The 17,544-nt window shown below is 40.0% G+C and carries 19 protein-coding genes and 3 pseudogenes; 10 read left to right on the forward strand and 12 right to left on the reverse strand.

The genetic code is table 11. From position 1 onward, the window contains the following. Positions 1-67 precede the first annotated feature (67 nt). From ACF8OF_RS00455 to ACF8OF_RS00470, 4 genes are all read left to right on the forward strand, one after another. Positions 68-1,036, forward strand: a complete 969-nt coding sequence (locus ACF8OF_RS00455; protein ID WP_392495362.1) for a heme utilization protein — start codon at positions 68-70, stop codon at positions 1,034-1,036. Positions 1,037-1,467: 431 nt separating this feature from the next. Continuing rightward, positions 1,468-2,250: a transposase gene (locus ACF8OF_RS00460; RefSeq protein WP_392495363.1), complete on the forward strand. Its 783-nt coding sequence runs from the start codon at positions 1,468-1,470 to the stop codon at positions 2,248-2,250. A gap of 40 nt (positions 2,251-2,290) precedes the next feature. Continuing rightward, the gene (locus tag ACF8OF_RS00465) at positions 2,291-2,449 is read left to right on the forward strand and encodes a hypothetical protein (RefSeq protein ID WP_392495364.1); all 159 of its coding nucleotides are present in this window, start codon (positions 2,291-2,293) and stop codon (positions 2,447-2,449) included. Between the two features lie 73 nt (positions 2,450-2,522). Continuing rightward, positions 2,523-2,672 (forward strand): transposase, encoded by a 150-nt coding sequence (locus tag ACF8OF_RS00470; RefSeq protein WP_392495365.1) that lies wholly within the window; start codon positions 2,523-2,525, stop codon positions 2,670-2,672. Positions 2,673-2,858: 186 nt separating this feature from the next. Here ACF8OF_RS00470 and ACF8OF_RS00475 read toward each other — a convergent pair. Beyond that, positions 2,859-3,495, reverse strand: a pseudogene (locus tag ACF8OF_RS00475) (IS110 family transposase). A gap of 72 nt (positions 3,496-3,567) precedes the next feature. Between ACF8OF_RS00475 and ACF8OF_RS00480 the strand changes: the two are divergent. The 3 genes and pseudogenes from ACF8OF_RS00480 to ACF8OF_RS00490 form a co-directional block, all read left to right on the forward strand. Next, a pseudogene (locus tag ACF8OF_RS00480) lies at positions 3,568-3,827 on the forward strand (transposase); the annotation flags it as partial. Positions 3,828-3,844: 17 nt separating this feature from the next. Further along, entirely contained in the window at positions 3,845-4,003 is a 159-nt protein-coding gene (locus ACF8OF_RS00485; RefSeq protein WP_392495366.1) for a hypothetical protein, read from the forward strand. 176 nt (positions 4,004-4,179) lie between these two features. Then, positions 4,180-6,174: a BCCT family transporter gene (locus ACF8OF_RS00490; RefSeq protein WP_392495367.1), complete on the forward strand. Its 1,995-nt coding sequence runs from the start codon at positions 4,180-4,182 to the stop codon at positions 6,172-6,174. A 77-nt stretch (positions 6,175-6,251) separates the two neighbouring features. Here the strand turns inward: ACF8OF_RS00490 and nhaA are convergent. From nhaA to ACF8OF_RS00520, 6 genes and pseudogenes are all read right to left on the reverse strand, one after another. Beyond that, positions 6,252-7,429, reverse strand: a pseudogene (gene nhaA / locus ACF8OF_RS00495) (Na+/H+ antiporter NhaA). Positions 7,430-7,679: 250 nt separating this feature from the next. Then, positions 7,680-7,949, reverse strand: coding sequence for a mechanosensitive ion channel domain-containing protein (locus ACF8OF_RS00500; protein WP_392495368.1), 270 nt, complete (start codon positions 7,947-7,949; stop codon positions 7,680-7,682). 66 nt (positions 7,950-8,015) lie between these two features. Continuing rightward, positions 8,016-8,228 (reverse strand): hypothetical protein, encoded by a 213-nt coding sequence (locus tag ACF8OF_RS00505; RefSeq protein WP_392495369.1) that lies wholly within the window; start codon positions 8,226-8,228, stop codon positions 8,016-8,018. Between the two features lie 169 nt (positions 8,229-8,397). Beyond that, a complete protein-coding gene (locus ACF8OF_RS00510; RefSeq protein ID WP_392495370.1) occupies positions 8,398-8,850 on the reverse strand; it encodes a DUF2254 family protein in 453 nt (150 codons plus the stop codon). Then, on the reverse strand, positions 8,850-9,551 hold the full coding sequence (locus ACF8OF_RS00515; protein ID WP_392495371.1) for a DUF2254 family protein: 702 nt from the start codon (positions 9,549-9,551) through the stop codon (positions 8,850-8,852). Before ACF8OF_RS00515 ends, ACF8OF_RS00510 begins: the two co-directional genes overlap by 1 nt. A 406-nt stretch (positions 9,552-9,957) precedes the next feature. Further along, the gene (locus tag ACF8OF_RS00520; protein ID WP_392495372.1) at positions 9,958-10,839 is read right to left on the reverse strand and encodes a toll/interleukin-1 receptor domain-containing protein; all 882 of its coding nucleotides are present in this window, start codon (positions 10,837-10,839) and stop codon (positions 9,958-9,960) included. A 615-nt stretch (positions 10,840-11,454) separates the two neighbouring features. Here ACF8OF_RS00520 and ACF8OF_RS00525 point away from each other — a divergent pair. Further along, positions 11,455-13,104, forward strand: coding sequence for a methyl-accepting chemotaxis protein (locus ACF8OF_RS00525; protein WP_392495373.1), 1,650 nt, complete (start codon positions 11,455-11,457; stop codon positions 13,102-13,104). Between the two features lie 355 nt (positions 13,105-13,459). On the opposite strand, the gene ACF8OF_RS00530 is transcribed toward ACF8OF_RS00525, so the two are convergent. The 4 genes from ACF8OF_RS00530 to ACF8OF_RS00545 form a co-directional block, all read right to left on the reverse strand. Then, positions 13,460-14,080, reverse strand: a complete 621-nt coding sequence (locus ACF8OF_RS00530) for a ProQ/FINO family protein (RefSeq protein WP_392495374.1) — start codon at positions 14,078-14,080, stop codon at positions 13,460-13,462. 32 nt (positions 14,081-14,112) lie between these two features. Beyond that, complete coding sequence (locus tag ACF8OF_RS00535) at positions 14,113-14,427, reverse strand: CcdB family protein (protein ID WP_262862893.1); 315 nt, start codon at positions 14,425-14,427, stop codon at positions 14,113-14,115. A 2-nt stretch (positions 14,428-14,429) separates the two neighbouring features. After that, a complete protein-coding gene (locus ACF8OF_RS00540; RefSeq protein ID WP_036419383.1) occupies positions 14,430-14,666 on the reverse strand; it encodes a type II toxin-antitoxin system CcdA family antitoxin in 237 nt (78 codons plus the stop codon). Positions 14,667-14,802: 136 nt separating this feature from the next. Beyond that, positions 14,803-15,426: a recombinase family protein gene (locus tag ACF8OF_RS00545; RefSeq protein WP_392495375.1), complete on the reverse strand. Its 624-nt coding sequence runs from the start codon at positions 15,424-15,426 to the stop codon at positions 14,803-14,805. Between the two features lie 319 nt (positions 15,427-15,745). Between ACF8OF_RS00545 and ACF8OF_RS00550 the strand changes: the two genes are divergently transcribed. Then, complete coding sequence (locus tag ACF8OF_RS00550; RefSeq protein ID WP_392495376.1) at positions 15,746-16,084, forward strand: hypothetical protein; 339 nt, start codon at positions 15,746-15,748, stop codon at positions 16,082-16,084. Between the two features lie 195 nt (positions 16,085-16,279). Here the strand turns inward: ACF8OF_RS00550 and ACF8OF_RS00555 are convergent, their stop codons facing one another. Further along, complete coding sequence (locus ACF8OF_RS00555; protein ID WP_392495377.1) at positions 16,280-17,017, reverse strand: IS6 family transposase; 738 nt, start codon at positions 17,015-17,017, stop codon at positions 16,280-16,282. Between the two features lie 32 nt (positions 17,018-17,049). Here ACF8OF_RS00555 and ACF8OF_RS00560 point away from each other — a divergent pair, with 32 nt between their 5' ends. Then, positions 17,050-17,274 (forward strand): hypothetical protein, encoded by a 225-nt coding sequence (locus ACF8OF_RS00560; RefSeq protein ID WP_392495378.1) that lies wholly within the window; start codon positions 17,050-17,052, stop codon positions 17,272-17,274. Positions 17,275-17,544: the final 270 nt, after the last annotated feature.

Here is a 17,544-nt window from a genome sequence, read left to right on the forward strand (position 1 = left end):
CCGTTACTGAATTGCCGGTATAAATATTGTACCGGCAATTCAGCTCTGTTTTTATAAGGGTAATATAATGAAAAATAAAACAATTGCCATGACATTAGTTATGTTGTCATGTAGTTCGTATGCACATTATCAGGTCGAAAATGTAAAAACGACCGCAACTATATTTTCATTCGAACTGATTCATAAGTATCTGGAGGGTCATGATACTAATCACGCAAATACATGCAGAAAAACCTATACAAATAACAAGCTGGAGTCCTGTACGCTGAATTATAAAGTGACATCCGGTGGTAATGATAAAGTAATTAAAACCGGTTTTGTTGATTTACGGGGAGACGGCAGTTTTGATGAGGAACTGATGAGTGCGACAACACATTATAATGCGTTACGGGTGGCAGAGGCTCATGGTGTTGATCTAAATCAGCTTGTTGAAATACAGCGAAACGATATTACGTCACTGACAGGTGGAAACAACAAATATACTGTGAGTACCTCATCAGCTGGGCGTGTGTGTGATGCAAATTCATCAGCATGTAAAGATTACGAAGATTCAGGTTATACCAAGGACACATTAGATTTTACGACAAAGACAGATTTACAGGTTGCCTGTGCATTCAGCAATAAAGATATATCTGTTAAAACATCATTGTCTGAGGATAACCTGTATTTGTATGATGGTTCAGACAATCAGAAAATACTCTCTTATAATTATGATGTGGATAATGTTTTGGTTGAGTGTGTTAACTGGCTTTCAACCTCAACATCAAACAATGTTACACTGAAATATGATGTTCTGGAAAAAACAGTAGATGATGGCGACACCAGGCTAACTTGTAAATTATTCGGTAATAGTACAGGAACAACCTTACCCGTATCGTCAACAAACAAAATAACGATTTCAGGATTCTCGACGAAGTATGAAACGTTTAAAATTCCGGAAGCATTTCTGGGATTTTATGTATCATCACCTTCCGGAAGTGCGCAAACATCGGTATTATTCGATTGTAACTTCCCGTTATCAACGGAAATAAATTAATAATACTGCACAACAACTCAATAATAGGGACGAAAATTAATTTAGTGTAAAATTTATATTTTTTACTATTTTAGTGGTCGTTCCTGATCTTTTAATCTGAAGTTGTTGCAAAGAATGAGTCGGTAATCCCCCGAAAACAGAATTACCTGTTTTGTGTTAAGAAACATATAACACAACACTGTTTGTCCTTATAAATTTTATCCGACTTCCCGAACAATAGCCGCCTGCGGCGGAGCTAAGACTCGGTAAGTGAATGGCTGTCCTCAGCAACCGTCTCACGCTATAATTCCGTGCATGTATATCCCCCAACCAGCGAAGCTTCTCTTTCAGATTGATGACGGCTGGAACCGCCTTCTCATCAATCGCGGTCATACTATCCCTGAATGGACCAAACTGGTCATTGAGCGCATGCTCGCCTGCGGCCCGGGGCCATGGGGATACGCCGTTATTGCTGTGAGTCTGCTCACTGCACACACACCAAATATTTCTGTCAGAGCTGCAAAAGCAAAGGGTGCAGCGCCTGCGGCATGAAAGCCACCGAGCAATGGATAGCAGAGCAGCAACACATCCTGCCTGACTGCGAATGGCAGCACATCACCTTTACCATGCCCGATAAACTCTGGCCGGCGTTTAATCTTAACTGGCCGTTACTCAATCAGTTGTTTGCCTGTGCCGCCAATACCCTGCTGAAATGGGCGGAAAAAATGGGCATTGAAATTGGATTGTTTGTCGCCCTGCACACTTACGGACGCCAGCTTAACCCGCATCCGCATATTCATTTATCAGTCACCCGTGTCGGGTTATGCCGCAAACACGGCGTCTGGCGCTCAGTTTTCTTTAAAAAGAAGGTGGTTGAGCGTTACTGGAGTCAGGCTGTCATTGCCCTGCTTCGTCAGCACTCTGCTTCGCTGGATTTAGCCGCCGCAGGCTACAGGCATATCCGCGACTACCGGGAATGGTGCCAGTTTCTGGAATCGCAGTATCAGCGTTGCTGGAAAATTCACTTTGCGAAGAAAACCAAACATGTCCGGAAAAATGTCAATTATCTGGGACGTTACCTGAAACGTCCGCCGGTAGCGGCGTCAAAACTGCGCCATTACAACGGCGGGACCGTTGTTCACCATTATTACGACCACAGGACGGGGCAGCACACAAAGCAGCATCTGAGCCAGGAAGATATGCTGTGGTGTTACAGCAGTCATGTTGACTTATGATGGCAGTGAAGAAAGCAGGAGAAACCTGGAACGTCTTACGATGAGCCCCTTAGTCAAGGGGCTGGAGTCCCACCTTGTCATGGTAAACGGTAAGAAGGAAGAGCTGCTGACCGCACAGCAAATTTTACGTGACGCGGGTATAGAAAACAGCACAATACATCTTACCGGGCAATCAGTCGGGGATGCGCTTATTCTGTAAGTATCCCGGAAAAAAGTCCCATTCACTTTCAGAGATCTTCATCCATACTGATATGTATCCTGAGGAGATCGCTATGCGCAAAGCCCGATTTACTGAACATCAGATTATCACCGTTCTGAAATCCGTCGAAGCCGGACGGACAATCAAAGATGTCTGCCGTGAAGCCGATATATCCGAAGCCAGCTACTACATCTATGGACTACCTCCGTTTTGCAAGTACTGAATCAGGTTTTAGGTTGTTGCTTACATCTATCCGGCATCAGAAATATCTGTGTCCAAATGGGTAATCCGCACACAATCGCCTCAACAACCGGACGGCCACGAAGGCCAATATAATAGTCAGGTTCCGATCGTGCAGGTTCAACCTGTGGCCATTTTTTAATACTTTGCAACTTTTAAAGGTATGCTATTACACTGCCGGTCTGTACTCTGTTTCATTGTGAAGAATTGACCAAATAATTCTGGCATTTTTATTGGCGACTGCAACGGTTGTTTTGTTAAATCCTCGTCGCTCTTTTAGCTGATTAACCCATTGATTTAATGTAACCCTCATTATTATTTGTAGCTACTCTAACGACTGCCCGGGCTCCATGAATAAATAAGGTTCGCAGGTGCTTATCGCCTTTTTTGGTCATGTTCATTAGCACCTGTCTGTCACCACTGGAGTGCTGCCTTGGTACAAGTCCCAACCAGGCTGAAAAATGACGGCCATTTTTGAATTCAGTTCCTTTGCCGATCGCAGCAACAACTGCAGTAGCAGTTTTAGGGCCAATGCCTTTAACTTTGGCAATGCGCTGGCAGGCTTCTGATTGCCTGAACACAGCATCAATTTCTTTATCAAAAAAGCTTATACGACGACCAAGATCGTTAAAGAGATCATAAAGTTCTGCAATCGTCCTGCGCATTCTAACGCTAAGACCATTTTCAGCATCTTCAAGAATTTTACGATCAGTACGTTTTTTATAAACCTGTTTACCCGTCTGATTTAATCCACAAAGCTGAAAAACATTTTTAGCCAGATCAATACCGAGATAGATAACATTCATGATAATGCTCCTGCTGAGTATATTTCGTTCAGTTAACCTCAGAGGGAGGAGGTAGTCCATCCCATTAACTGAAAAGCCAAATACGGCGGGATGGAAGCGTCTGATATTAAAAAATTAAAAGATCTTGAAGAGGAAAACCGGCGATTAAAGCAGATGTTTGCTGATCTGAGTCTTGAGTGCCGAGCTCTGAAGAATGTTATCGAAAAAAAGCTTTAAAAACAGCGGTAAAGCGGGAGCTTGTCAGTTACCTTATCGAATAGTATTCGATGAGCATTCGTCACGCCTGCCGGTCCTTATCGCTGAGCAGAACGGTGTATTTTTACAAACAGGATACCCGGTGAAAATGCGGATGGATAATGGTCCGGAGCTTATATCACTGACACTGGCACTCTGGGCGGAAGAGCATGGAGTAATACTGGATTTTTATTTGTTCCGGACACTGAATGAAGTACGGGAGATCAGGGAATACGGGCTGAGGGAATATAACCGGAAGAATACCGATTATTAGCTGAAAATAACGAAATCTCGAACAGTGTATGGAACTGAAACGAGCGTACTTACATGCTAACAGGAGAGTCCTTAGCAAGAAGATATTACTAGATAATGGTTTAATTTAATAACTTATGTTTATAATACAAGACTAATACCATGACAATGATTAATACATGTTAAAAAGGGATAAATATGGCATTATCACCAGAAAAAAAAAGAAAATGGGGGAAAGTAAACCCCCCCGTTTTTTTTACTTCAGCATTTATTATTTTGTGTGTTGTTGCGATAGCTGCAATTTTTCCACAACGTTCTGAAATATTACTTAAAACACTACAAGCTCAACTGTTTGAGAATGCCAGCTGGTTTTATATTCTTGCTGTTGCATTGATTTTATTGACGGTTGCTTATTTAGGCCTATCCCGGTTTGGGGAAATCAAACTCGGCCCTGACCATTCTCAGCCACAATTTAGTTATCTGTCCTGGTTTGCAATGTTATTTTCTGCAGGAATGGGGATAGGACTGATGTTCTTTGGTGTAGCCGAACCCGTAATGCATTATCTTGCACCGCCGGTCGGAGATGCGCAGACAGTTCAGGCCGCGAGAGAAGCAATGGAAATTACATTTTTCCACTGGGGATTACATGCATGGGCTATTTATGCGATTGTAGCCTTAATTTTGGCATTTTTTAGTTACCGTCATGGTTTACCACTTACACTACGTTCAGCACTGTATCCACTCATTGGTGAACGAATTTATGGACCAATGGGCCATGCTGTCGATATTTTTGCCGTTGTCGGTACCGTTTTTGGTGTTTCCACATCCCTGGGATTCGGGGTTCTGCAGGTCAATGCAGGTCTGGCTCATTTATTTGGACTTCCGGTCAGTCCTGCTATGCAGGTCATTTTGATTGTTATCATAACTGGGTTAGCCACGTTATCCGTGGTAAGTGGTTTAGATAAAGGAATCCGTATTCTTTCTGAGTTAAACCTGAGCTTAGCGGGGATCCTGCTTTTATTAATCGGTATTTTAGGACCAACAGTACTTTTACTAAAGTCATTTGTACAAAATACAGGAGCCTATCTTTCCGATATTATCAATAAGACCTTTAACCTTTATGCCTATGAACCCCAATCTACAGAATGGTTAGGAGGATGGACATTATTATATTGGGGTTGGTGGCTGTCATGGTCACCTTTTGTGGGAATGTTTATCGCACGTATCTCCCGCGGGCGAACAATCCGTGAATTTGTTACCGGCGTGTTGTTTGTCCCTGCTGGTTTTACGCTGCTATGGATGACTTTTTTCGGTAATAGCGCCATTTTTCTTATCCGGGATAAAGGTGCTGAGGTGCTGGCTCAGATAGTTCAGGAAGACGTGGCGCTGGCGTTGTTTCAGTTTTTAAATTATTTTCCGTTTTCATCAGTGCTTTCTTTTGTTGCAATGCTGATGGTTATCGTCTTTTTTGTCACCTCTGCGGATTCTGGTGCAATGGTCGTTGATACATTAGCTTCAGCAGGTGAAATACATACCCCAGTTTGGCAACGTATTTTTTGGGCCTTTCTGATGGGTGCTGTTGCAATTACATTATTATTGGCCGGTGGATTAACTGCATTACAAACTATGACTATTGCTACCGCACTGCCTTTTGCCATCATTCTGTTAATTGCTATTGTCGGATTACTTAAAGCCTTACGTATTGATGTCTACAAAAAAGATAGCCAACAACTCGCAACCTTAGCTCCTAATGCGGGAAGAGGCGGATTATCATGGCAACGCAGATTACGAAAAATAGCGTATTTTCCTAAACGTAATCAGGTTAAACGTTTTATGGCAGAAGTGATCGAGCCAGCCATGCAATCGGTGGTAGCAGAGCTGTCAAAGCAAGGTACAGAAGCAGCTATTCATAGTGACCGGGATGATAGAGTCACATTAGAAGTTCAGTTTAGTGATAATCTCAATTTTCTCTATGAAATCAGATTACGAGACTACCTGACCCCTTCTTTTGCATTAGCAGGAATGGATGATGAAAATAATGAATCTCAAAAATACTATCGTGCTGAAGTATATTTAAAAGAAGGCGGACAAGATTACGATATTATGGGATGGAGTGAGTCACAAATTATTCATGACATCCTGGATCAATATGAAAAACATATTCATTTTATTCATATTGTCGATAAATCATAATTACCCATGATAATGACGAGGTGGTTTTAATTTACCACCTCATTTAAAAAAACCTCATATTATTTATATCAAATATATTATTTTAAAGAAGAATATCGATGGGGTTCTTTATCTGTTAGTATAGAATGGAATCTCAAAATAAGATAACCTAAAATACCGGAAAAAAGAGAACCTAAAAACACTCCAATTTTACTGAGTGATTGTAATTCAGGAGAAACAAAAGCTAACACACTTATAAATAAGCTCATGGTAAAACCTATCCCGCATAATAATGCAACACCGTAAACCTGTAACCAGGATGCACCAGCAGGACGTTTAAATAACTTCATTCTCTCCCCTAAATAAACAATACCAAAAATCCCTATTTGCTTACCTAAAAATAGTCCTAATGTAATTCCTAAAACAACATGGTGTATTAACATTGATAAGTCTAGCTCAGAAAATGAAACGCCTGCATTAGCTAATCCAAAGATAGGTATAATAAAAAAACTGACCCAATGACTTAGCCGATGCTCCCATGTAATTAAAGGAGATTCTCCATGTGAAATATTTTTAACCTGATTCAGCGGAATTGTTAAAGCTAAAATGACACCAGCCAGTATTGCATGAACACCTGATTTAAAAATCATTACCCAGAGCACTAACCCACCCAACACATATAAATAAGGCCTCGTTATATTTTTAAAATTTAAAAAATAAGAAAAACAATACTTAAAGACGCGCCTAACAAGTAGGATAAATTAATATTGTTAGTATAAAAAACAGCGATAATAACAATAACTGCAAGATCATCAATAATAGCTAATGCCGTTAAAAATATTTTAAGTGATAAAGGGATACGATTACCTAACAAAGCTAAAATACCTAACGCAAATGCAATATCTGTAGCTGCAGGAATCGCCCAACCACTCATGGCATCAAAACTGTTTTTATTAAATAAATAATAAATAAATGCAGGCATTGTTAATCCTGCGATAGCCGCCGCTCCGGGTAAAATTCTTTGAGCATTAGTTGCTAATTCACCAACTAAAAATCCCCTTTTTAACTCCAAACCAACATATAGAAAAAATACCGCCATCAATCCATCATTAATCCAATGCAGAATAGATAAACCACCAATATATGCTTCCAGAATGGAAAAATAAAAATCAGCCAGAAAGCTATTAGCAATAATAATCCCCGATACTGCAGAGATCATTAAAATTATTCCACTTGCTGCCGGAAGAAAGAAGAGGTTTTTGATTTTTTTATACATCAAACCTCCAGATTTTATAAAAAACCAACATTTATACAATAATCCACATTTAAGTTTCACATACTTTTTGGGAATATCATCACTTTCACTAAAATATTTGTTATCAAATATATTATTTTTTAGCGACAAAGAACGACGCCCGCTGTTATATTTAGCCAACAAGCGCCCTTTTGTCTCCGGAACACAATTCAGTACGCACACTAAAATCAGGTATTTAGATTGCCTCAATAGATTTAGTGCCCCTGTTTTCCTAGATTCTCGTTGTGTGCGTCAAAACGACCAAAGCCCCAGTGTAAATTATAGCATTCGGGATAACAATGATATCACCATTTTCTGATGTTAAATACGTAGCACGAGTTGCAATCTCATCAACAGTTCCTTCAAACCCATTAATACGTATAGTATCACCAATTTTAAAGGGCTGATGGAGTAATATCAATATTCCAGACAACAGATTTTGTAAGATATCTTTGAATGCGAATCCGAATGCCACCGAACCAATCCCCAGAGTGGATAACATATCGGCAGGCTGAACAGAAGGAAATATCAGCGTTACAGCTACTAATAATCCAATCAGAATTATTGCCTAAAATATAAAAACACTAATTACACCTGCCAAAGCCCGACGATGGCGTTTTTCTAATGTAAAATGAACAAACCATTTCATGGATTTTGCCAAAATATAGAAGATCACAATTAACAAACCCGCAATGACAATATTGGGTAATTGCCACAGTAAATTATACTGCCAATCATTTAACTTCTCAGTAATAACAGATAAATAAGATAATGATTTCATTACATCTCCAAAAGATAAAATTTAAAACAAAAAATACAATTCCTATATTTTATCAGAAAAATGAAAATTACACACTCTTATGAGAAAGTTTCATCCTTATAAAAACATTGATTAAAAAATGTTTTATATCCAGCATAATGTTATCGTTTCTATGCACTGGTAATTAAAATCATTTGGTCAGAAAAGATCTGACTAACTGTCGCAAATCCTCTGAGTTGATACCATCAGGTATCTGTGATAGCAAAAAATTAAGACGTTTTTTTATCGGCAGGTTCCAATATACTGAATTAATCCGCTCAAGGGATACAATACTATTGATAAAAAACCCAATTAACTGTAAATCATTTTTCATTAAAGGAATGAGGGAATCAAAACAAACAGCTATAAGTTCTTCTTCGTTAATCATAGGCATAGATACATTAAGATAATATAGCTGCTCTGAACCCGGTTTTTCACTCCAGTGAGATAGCAGAGATATTAATTGTGCAATTACATATTTTGCAGTTCCTGAATCATTGATCGCTGGTGATAACGCCTTCATTGCCACCTCATTCAAAATCTCACATCCATAATACGGATCATAATCAAAAACACGCTCTGTTTTAATTATAAAATATGTCATTAATGTTTTTTTTCGCTATCGGATAATTCCACGGTTGAAGTTAAAAGTAAATGGGATAAATTAACCCAATAACCAATTTTAATACCAATGTAAATATGCCCGCCCTTGTTTTTCGCCCAGGAGTTAAGGCTTTTAATATCAATGTATTGAATAAATCCAATTTCCATAGAATAAACCTGACAGGTCTGTGGAAAAGATGGAGGAGGACCTAAGCTTAATCTTGCTCCCATTGAACGCAATGGTTTACGTGCCATCAAAGCATCAGATGTAACGTCTAATAGCTGCGAAGTAATATAATTAACTCTACCGAATACGAATAAATGATTAATCCAGCGAACAAAAGCAATAATTACAATAATTAAAACCCCAACGGTAACGAATAAAACAAAAAACTTACCTGTTGGCGTGTAAAAATCACTGTAGACACCGATTACGCCAACAAGGCTATAGAGAAAAGATCCAATAAATGTTGATAACACATACAAAATCGTTGGGTTTTTTGTAATTAATATGGTAGCACGTGGTGATGCTTGATTGGAAACCGAGCTATAGGTTGAAACAATAATACCTAATGAAAAAGTAGTCACCGTAAGTAAACTGGTCGCTAAAATATTAAGAATCGGCTCAGGACTTAATATCGTCCGTGGTAAGAAATTTATACCTGAAAAAACATCAAGCCCACCAAGCAAAGGAACTGACATGCCAATCAAAGCCCACAGGCTAATTTTAAAGACAAATCCTTTACTTAATAGCTTAATTCTGAAAAAAAAGTTCTCATAGAATATTTAACTTATATACGCCATCAGTCTTTTAATTATATCTTAGATATGTTTTTCATCATAGCCAACCACTCAAAATTCTATATCATATTTCAGAATAATGACAATAACACTTTGATTAAAAAGATTTTTGTTCGGAAAAAATTCCAGTCATCTTTATCAAAATGATAAATTAAGATCTGTGAAATTGAACGAAATTTTTTATTTAACTACTTATAAAGTCACAAGTATTACAAAATCTCTACGTAAAATTTAATTGTTCAGTTTAAAGCCCCCCCATAAGGTGAGAGCTTAGAAATGTGCAGAATAACGGGATCGCATTCAGCAACTATTCAATAAGAATAGGAAGTAGCTTTTTTGCTAATTCAGGGATTGTATTATGGGCTGTTGTTAGTGCCATTTTATCAGCAAGTGATGTACTAAAGTTTATAACTTCACTTTTTGTTATATTGTGCCAAATTGGTAGAATCCGTCCCGTGCCATTAATATCTTTAGCAAGAAGGTCGTTAACTTCGTATTCAGCCCAGTCTTTATTAACGAATTCTCTTGAGATAACCAAAATGCCGAACTTTGCGTTAGCAAGACCTCTGTCTATCTTCTTTATTAAGCTATCATCCCCTTGCAGGGTGAACTCATCATACCAGACACTAATACCAAGTGATTTCAGATAACGAGCAAATGGGCGAACAAAATCATCTTTATCCTCCCTGACATGAGAAATGAAAACGTCATGTTGTAAGCTGGTATTCACATCATGAATTTCGTTATCAAGAGCTTGCTTACTTAAAGCTAACTGAGTATGTACAGCTCTGTTTCTTGCCTCCTCTTCACGGGTTAGTATTTTCTCAAATTCAATTTTTTCTTCTGCTCGCTTCTTTATCTCAAGATCTTGTTTTTTTCTTTCATTTTCTTCATCTTGGGATAGCTGTAATTCATAGCGTTGAAGATCAATATTTTTTGATGCTATTTTTTTTAAAATTTCATCTTTTTTTTCTAAATGCCTAGCTACGTCACTATTATGACGCGCTATCTGATTAAGCTTTAATGTTATAGTGTCTGGTGAGATATTTTTATCAATACTCTCTTGTAACTGTATTATTTCTTGTTGCAATTGTGTTTTTTTTCTTACTTCATCTGATAGTTTTTTTTGTAGATCAGAAATATCTTTACGGATTTTTGAAATTGTGCTTCTTTTTGAACTCACGGACATACCTGCTCCTTGATAAATTATTAATAAAATAGAATTTAAGTACACTTACCAATCAAATGGTATTTAATTTATTACAAATCACAATATGATTTCATATCATAAAGTATCGTCCTATCTTACTATAAAAAAGCAGAATATTTATAGCAAGAAGATATATATTATTAACAATATCGTTGACGTCTGGTCTCTCTTGCTGTTAATCGCAGACGACAGGCAGACTGTCGGAGTACCCAGGGTTTACCGTCTGTCCTGATCTATTCAGAGTGCTTAGCGCATAATATAATCTTTTGAAATTATATTCATCGGCACTCTAAATTTAGATACCATCTCCACTGGAACAAGGCTTAGTCAAATATCAACTTATTCACAAACAGACCAACTGCACACATCTGTAGCAAAATGAAATAAAAATCCAGAGATAAAACGAACAAAAAGAGCTGTTATTGATTGATTGCCAGTGAGAATAAAATAAAATCATTTGTTATAATGAAGAAGCAGCAGTAAAAAAGATGGCAATAGAACTGATGAAAAAATTGTCACACTCAATAATAAAAATAACTTGCAAATAACCCATATGAAATCATGGTTATTTATGGTTCAAAGAGGTAATATTCAATGTTAAATAAAATTAGAATTACCACATCGCTCCTGTTTTTTTTAGTTTTATTCTTTATATTACAATTAGGTTCCGGTGGTTTTTCTTTACAAACAGTAAATAAATTCAATCATAGATTTAATACTGTTAGCGAATTAAGAGACCGTTCTGATGCAATTGCTGATGCATGGATCGATTTATTAAAAGCCAGAATGGATTTGAGCCGGGCGGCGAGCCGATTAGGATTAAATGGTAGCGTTGTTGATGAGAGTGTCGCACCTCTTTTAAATTCAGCTGATGAGCATCTTAAAAAAGCAACAGATGAATTTCAGTTATTCAAGTCACTACCAGAACCTCTGGTTAATTATGACGGAAGTAAATTAGATGATTCATTTAATAAATACAATTCTGAGCTTTTGTATTTATCTAAATCTTTGCGTGATGGTAAATTAGATGAGTATTTAAAACACCCGACTCAAAGATATCAAGATAACTTTGAAACTGAATACAGTGAAAATATAAAGTTAAATGACAGTGCATACACTAATCTTGTGGAGATGAATGAAAATGCTTATAAGCAGTCAATATCTCTTCTTATATTTATAATTTTTATTGTCTTTGTTCTTGTTACACTAATTTGGCTCGGTATCCGTAAAATGCTTATTACGCCATTAAATAGCATTGTATCGAGTATTCAATTGATTGCCAAAGGTGACCTGGTTACTCCGGTTAATGTTACAGGAAACAATGAAATTGGTATGTTAGCCAATACATTGAGACATATGCAACATGAACTGGCAGGAACGGTCGGTGATGTCCGTGATGGAGTGACAGCCATTTATAACGGGGCCGGTGAAATTGCAGCCGGAAATAATGACCTGTCATCCCGGACAGAGCAGCAGGCAGCATCCCTCGAAGAAACAGCTGCAAGCATGGAAGAGCTGACGGCCACCGTTCGACAGAATGCCGATAATGCCCGCCAGGCAAGCCATCTGGCATTAACGGCTTCTGAAACTGCTGAGCGCGGAGGTAAGGTTGTCGATGATGTGGTAAACACCATGCGTGGTATAGGTGACAGCTCGAAGAAAATCGCCGATATCATCAGTGTGATTGACGGCATTGCGTTCCAGACCAACATTCTGGCACTGAATGCCGCCGTGGAAGCCGCACGGGCGGGTGAACAGGGCCGGGGATTTGCCGTTGTCGCCGGAGAGGTCCGCAATCTTGCCCAGCGCAGTGCGCAGGCCGCACGGGAAATCAAAACCCTGATCGAGGATTCAGTCGGAAAAGTCGATGCCGGCGCCGCACTGGTTGAGCATGCCGGGGAGACAATGGATGAAATTGTCAGCGCTGTTACACGGGTCACCGATATTATGAGCGAGATTACTTCTGCATCAGATGAACAAAGCCGGGGCATTGATCAGATTGGTGTGGCGGTGACAGAGATGGACAAAGTTACCCAGCAGAACGCCGCATTAGTCGAGCAGTCTGCTGCTGCCGCAGCTTCACTTGAGGAACAGGCAGGCAGACTGGCTCAGGCTGTGTCTGTCTTTCATATACAGGCAGGGGAACTGAAGAGCAGCGTTAAAACCAATACATTGGTTCCGTTACAACGTCCTGATATAAAAAAACAAAAAGATAATGACGACGATGACTGGGAAACATTTTAGTGAATACACTGAAATAAAAACAGAATAACCACATCACCACAGAGTTGTATCCACCTCTATTTGCCCATGTTTCATGGGCTTTTTTTAGACCTGTTTGAGCTATTTAACAGATTACTTTATACGGTAAAAGCGTTCACTTTCTATTGATACGCTCACCACCGGCGACCTGAATGCAGACCTTGCCTTCACAGGTTCTGCTTATGGCAAGCGGGCTTTAGGCTTCCATTCCGATTCCGTCTGATGCATAGCGGCAAACATTGAAAAAACATCAGGAAAGAGCTCTCCCTCCACAAATTACACAAGTAACCAATGGAATATAAATAGACAACTTACTATAAGCACTCTACCACTAACATCACACTTGTTTGTTCATCCTCTCCTCTGCCGGACTAAATTTATCAGGCCTTACCTTTAGCTGCTGTTTTCTTAACTTTTCCATCCGCAGTACTGAATCCGCTTCCTCCTCCGGAGTTACTGTTCCGCAGGGCTGACCGTCCTTATCATAACGTACCGCACCGGCAACAACCGTCAGACGATAGCCGATTGAATGAGAGACCGAGGATAAACAGCGTGTCAGCGTTCTGGCTGACAACGGTAAAACTCTGGCTTTTTTGTCCTGAAATAAATCTTCACGCAGCCCATTTTTCATCGGACGCAGCTGACCGTCCGGAAACAGTTCCGGCCAGTACCGGGTTATAATCCCCAGTGCCTCAATGATATTCATCCGTTTTTTCGGCGGTGTCGGCGGGACCGGGACTTTTTCAGGCTTCACCGCAGGCGGTTCAGGTTTTTTTGCTTTTTTGACGGGAGCGGGGGGCTTTGCTGCCGGAGCCGCTTTGTTTTTTTTCGGGCGCGGGACAGCATCTATCCGCTGTTTTCTGCGGAACACCGGCTGTATCGGGGTATCTTTGCTTTTTTCCGGCTCCGCTTTCGGTTTACGGTTCAGCGTGAGAACGGGACGGGATGTTTCACTCATTACGGGTTCCTGCCGGTATTAATTTATCATTCTTAAATACCATCAAAAAGAAAATCAATCGCCGCTTTTATTTCTGTACGATAAAGAGAGGCATCACAAAACACAATACCCAGAGAACGGGCGGGAATACTGGCCATTTCATGTGTCATGACTGCATATTCTTTATCATCGGTCAGTCTGATAAGCGGAACCAACCGTTTGGGACGAGTGCCTGCGGGATAATTTTCAACGGGTAGCAGGGGAATCACAATCCTGCGGTTCAACTGACCGATAATATCGCTTGTTACATCAAGCAACATAGGATAGACAGCACTTTTCCCGGTATTATTGTATACAGTGAACTGCATTCTTAGAATGTCCTGTATTCATCGCTGAAACAACCATGTTCATCATGAAACCGGTTGAGTGCTTCCAGGGCTTCACTATTTTCCTCCTGCCATTTTTTCGCTTCATACCGGCGTAGTTCCGCATCAAGCGCAGCTGTCAGGGTTGCACTGAGATTAATTCCGGCCTCCCGCGCACGACTGAGCAAGACTCGCTCTACAGTCATGGTAACGCTTTTGGTTGCCCGTTGTTTTATAGCCATAGATTCCTCGCACCAATCATCGTGTAAGATACACGGTTAATTAAGCGTAGTATAACACGAAAAAAGTAATGCATCTTAAAAAAACGGGTGTAGACTATCCCATTATCAAATACACCGGACGTCCGGGATATACGCATCAGGAGCCTGCGCTGAGTTTAACAATCCGTATCACTGTCCGTTCTGAAACGCCGCACAACCTTGCGGTATCACGGATACTCTGTTTGTTTTTGGCTCGGAGTTCGATGATTTTTTGATGCAACTGCTCATCAGCCCGGCGTCCCCGGTATTTTCCGGCTGCCTTCGCTTTTGCAATCCCTTCTTTCTGACGGCGGCGGCGATCCTCATAGTCTTTGCGCGCAATCGCGGCCAGCATATCCAGCATCATCCCGTTAACCGCCTTAAGCATTGCCTGGGTAAACTCATCACCGGCAGATGACGTCAGCGCCATATGGCTCGTCGGGAGGTCAAGACTGACAACCACCAGGTTTTTTTCACTGATAAGGCGCTTTAATTTCTGCCAGCCGTCCTCATCCATACGCGAAAGGCGATCAACCTGCTCGATGAGAATAATGTCACCAGGTGCAGCATCATCAAGCAGCCGTAAAAGTTCCGGCCGCTGAAGTGAAGCACCGGAGACATTTTCGGTGTACCAGCTTGCCATCCGGAATCCTTTTTCTTCCACAAAGGCTTTCATCCTGTTTTTTGCCCGGAGAGCATCCTGCTCTTTTGTTGATGCGCGAAGATAACCGTAAATGTACATTTTTCACCCGTTTGTGACACTTAAATGATGATCATAACATACATGACAGATAGATAATGATCTAATGGAAAAATGGCAGCATTTCAGGCCATGACACTGGGGTATACCCTTATTTCCTGAAAACAGATAGCAGTTGCGATGATTTGCAGACTCATACGGCTAATGCGACAGAATCCCAAAAAATTCACAAGTAAAAAAGATAACAGCTAATTTTCAGAAAAGAGAACAAAGTTGAACTTCCCGCTTATTTTTATTCATACTGCACTGGATTATCAGGTAATATTTTTTATAACAAAACAAACAAGAAAGATACCTGAATATGACGATAAAAATAACTGCAATCTCTTTACTTATATTAATATTAACCGGCTGTGATTCAGATGAAAGTATTTATGGACGATGGAAAAACAAAGATACTAACTGTCAGGAATTATGCTCTTTTTCGATAAAAAAACAGGACAATGATTATTCAGATTCAGTTATTATATTTTTTAATGCAGAATCTACCTATATCAAAAGTAAACCTATTGTTCGTGATGATAAATATAAAAACAGATATCTGGCCAAAGGTGAGAACGGTGATTTTTTATTCGAACTCTATAAAAACCGCCTTTATGGTGCTGATAACTCTATTTATGAAAAAATACACAACGAATAACTGCAAGTACATCAATTGACAAAAAATCACTGTTATTTAAGGATTTTTTCGTAAGATAACATTATTTGCTGTAGTATACTCATACTCTGCACATAGCATCTCTTTGTGAATTGTTTGCCTCAATACCAGGGGCTATTTTTGGGCTTGTTGCAAATAATTGCCATGACTGTTTTTTGCTCAACAGTGATAGACATTTCACGCAAAAACAGTCTCCACATTGAATAAGTGATTGATAAAGGCAGATCGCTCCCGCACCCGAAACCTGGGTTCGTCATGACGGAGCCAATCATCAAACTGGCCTTTATTCAGTTTTCGCAAGGTTTCAAATCCCTGGAGGGTTGACCAGGCCCGCTTCGCCGATTTGAAGCCGCCCGTGGCGACAATCAATTTTTTAATCGGTGCGTGATCAGATTCAATACGATTATTGAGATGTTTTATTTGCCGTTGTTTTGCGTTAGCACGGAGTTTACCTTCTTTAATTAAACGGGCAATCGCATAACCGTAAGCGGCGTGTTTGTCAGTATTGAGTATTTCTGGCTGCCGCTCAGCAGAGTAAGGTTTTAATACCCGTTTGAGAAACTCATAGGCGGCATGGCTGTTACGTTTCGGGGAAAAATAGATATCCAGCGTATCGCCGTGTTTATCAATTGCCCGGTAAAGGTAAAACCATTTTCCGTTCACTTTCACATAGGTTTCATCAAGCTGCCAGGAGGAAACGGTACGAATAAACTGATACTTTTTGAGTTTTTTACGTAGCAAAGGGGCATATTGGATAAACCAACGATAAATGGTTGAACGGTGAACGGAAATTCCTCTTTCAGCTAACATATCGCTGACGTGAGCATAACTCAGCGGCGTCGAGCCATACCATCGAAGGCACCACAGGATAATAGTTGGCGCAAAATGCTTCCATTTAAAATCGGTAGACACCATTAAACTGCCCTCTGAAAGAGACTCGGGCTTCAGTGTTTATCATCAACTCGATTTTTGCAACAAGCCCGGAGAAACCGCCGAAACTGGGCTTTGCCTCTCTGATGAAACAGTTTACGCGGACAGATCCGTACCAGTGCGTGCTGTGCGGCGGCAGGATGGTATTTAACAGCGCGGAGGCGGGTATCAGGGCAGAAAGATTGCTGGAGATGCGGCGGGAAGAATTTAAGAAACAGCGATGGCTGCGGCAGGCAGCATAAGGAAGATCTGCCTGAAATTCAGTGAATTGAATAATAACTCATCGGGTTGCCGTAAATTCATACAGCCCCGTGCGGATAAAACAACTGATCGTTCATCAGCATAAGAAGCTAACGCTTGAAAAACAGGGTAAAAACAACTTTCAGTTTCCTAACCATCAACCCCCCCAAAAGAAGCGATTCAATCTCCTAACCATCAAGCCTAATTATATCGACGATAATATAATTATCGTCGATATAATTAGCTATAGTGCAATAATTTTCAATATGACG

This window comes from Morganella sp. TYF_1 (assembly GCF_043105645.1).
GTDB lineage: Bacteria > Pseudomonadota > Gammaproteobacteria > Enterobacterales > Enterobacteriaceae > Morganella > Morganella morganii_B.

What these genes read in the sequence shown, in the direction of transcription:
- ACF8OF_RS00455 (WP_392495362.1), top strand. Translation starts at nt 68, where the DNA reads ATGAAAAATAAAACAATTGCCATGACATTAGTTATGTTGTCATGTAGT.
- ACF8OF_RS00460 (WP_392495363.1), top strand. Translation starts at nt 1,468, where the DNA reads ATGGGGATACGCCGTTATTGCTGTGAGTCTGCTCACTGCACACACACC.
- ACF8OF_RS00465 (WP_392495364.1), top strand. Translation starts at nt 2,291, where the DNA reads ATGAGCCCCTTAGTCAAGGGGCTGGAGTCCCACCTTGTCATGGTAAAC.
- ACF8OF_RS00470 (WP_392495365.1), top strand. Translation starts at nt 2,523, where the DNA reads ATGCGCAAAGCCCGATTTACTGAACATCAGATTATCACCGTTCTGAAA.
- ACF8OF_RS00485 (WP_392495366.1), top strand. Translation starts at nt 3,845, where the DNA reads ATGGATAATGGTCCGGAGCTTATATCACTGACACTGGCACTCTGGGCG.
- ACF8OF_RS00490 (WP_392495367.1), top strand. Translation starts at nt 4,180, where the DNA reads ATGGCATTATCACCAGAAAAAAAAAGAAAATGGGGGAAAGTAAACCCC.
- ACF8OF_RS00500 (WP_392495368.1), bottom strand. Translation starts at nt 7,949, where the DNA reads ATGTTATCCACTCTGGGGATTGGTTCGGTGGCATTCGGATTCGCATTC.
- ACF8OF_RS00505 (WP_392495369.1), bottom strand. Translation starts at nt 8,228, where the DNA reads ATGAAATCATTATCTTATTTATCTGTTATTACTGAGAAGTTAAATGAT.
- ACF8OF_RS00510 (WP_392495370.1), bottom strand. Translation starts at nt 8,850, where the DNA reads ATGACATATTTTATAATTAAAACAGAGCGTGTTTTTGATTATGATCCG.
- ACF8OF_RS00515 (WP_392495371.1), bottom strand. Translation starts at nt 9,551, where the DNA reads ATGTCAGTTCCTTTGCTTGGTGGGCTTGATGTTTTTTCAGGTATAAAT.
- ACF8OF_RS00520 (WP_392495372.1), bottom strand. Translation starts at nt 10,839, where the DNA reads ATGTCCGTGAGTTCAAAAAGAAGCACAATTTCAAAAATCCGTAAAGAT.
- ACF8OF_RS00525 (WP_392495373.1), top strand. Translation starts at nt 11,455, where the DNA reads ATGTTAAATAAAATTAGAATTACCACATCGCTCCTGTTTTTTTTAGTT.
- ACF8OF_RS00530 (WP_392495374.1), bottom strand. Translation starts at nt 14,080, where the DNA reads ATGAGTGAAACATCCCGTCCCGTTCTCACGCTGAACCGTAAACCGAAA.
- ACF8OF_RS00535 (WP_262862893.1), bottom strand. Translation starts at nt 14,427, where the DNA reads ATGCAGTTCACTGTATACAATAATACCGGGAAAAGTGCTGTCTATCCT.
- ACF8OF_RS00540 (WP_036419383.1), bottom strand. Translation starts at nt 14,666, where the DNA reads ATGGCTATAAAACAACGGGCAACCAAAAGCGTTACCATGACTGTAGAG.
- ACF8OF_RS00545 (WP_392495375.1), bottom strand. Translation starts at nt 15,426, where the DNA reads ATGTACATTTACGGTTATCTTCGCGCATCAACAAAAGAGCAGGATGCT.
- ACF8OF_RS00550 (WP_392495376.1), top strand. Translation starts at nt 15,746, where the DNA reads ATGACGATAAAAATAACTGCAATCTCTTTACTTATATTAATATTAACC.
- ACF8OF_RS00555 (WP_392495377.1), bottom strand. Translation starts at nt 17,017, where the DNA reads ATGGTGTCTACCGATTTTAAATGGAAGCATTTTGCGCCAACTATTATC.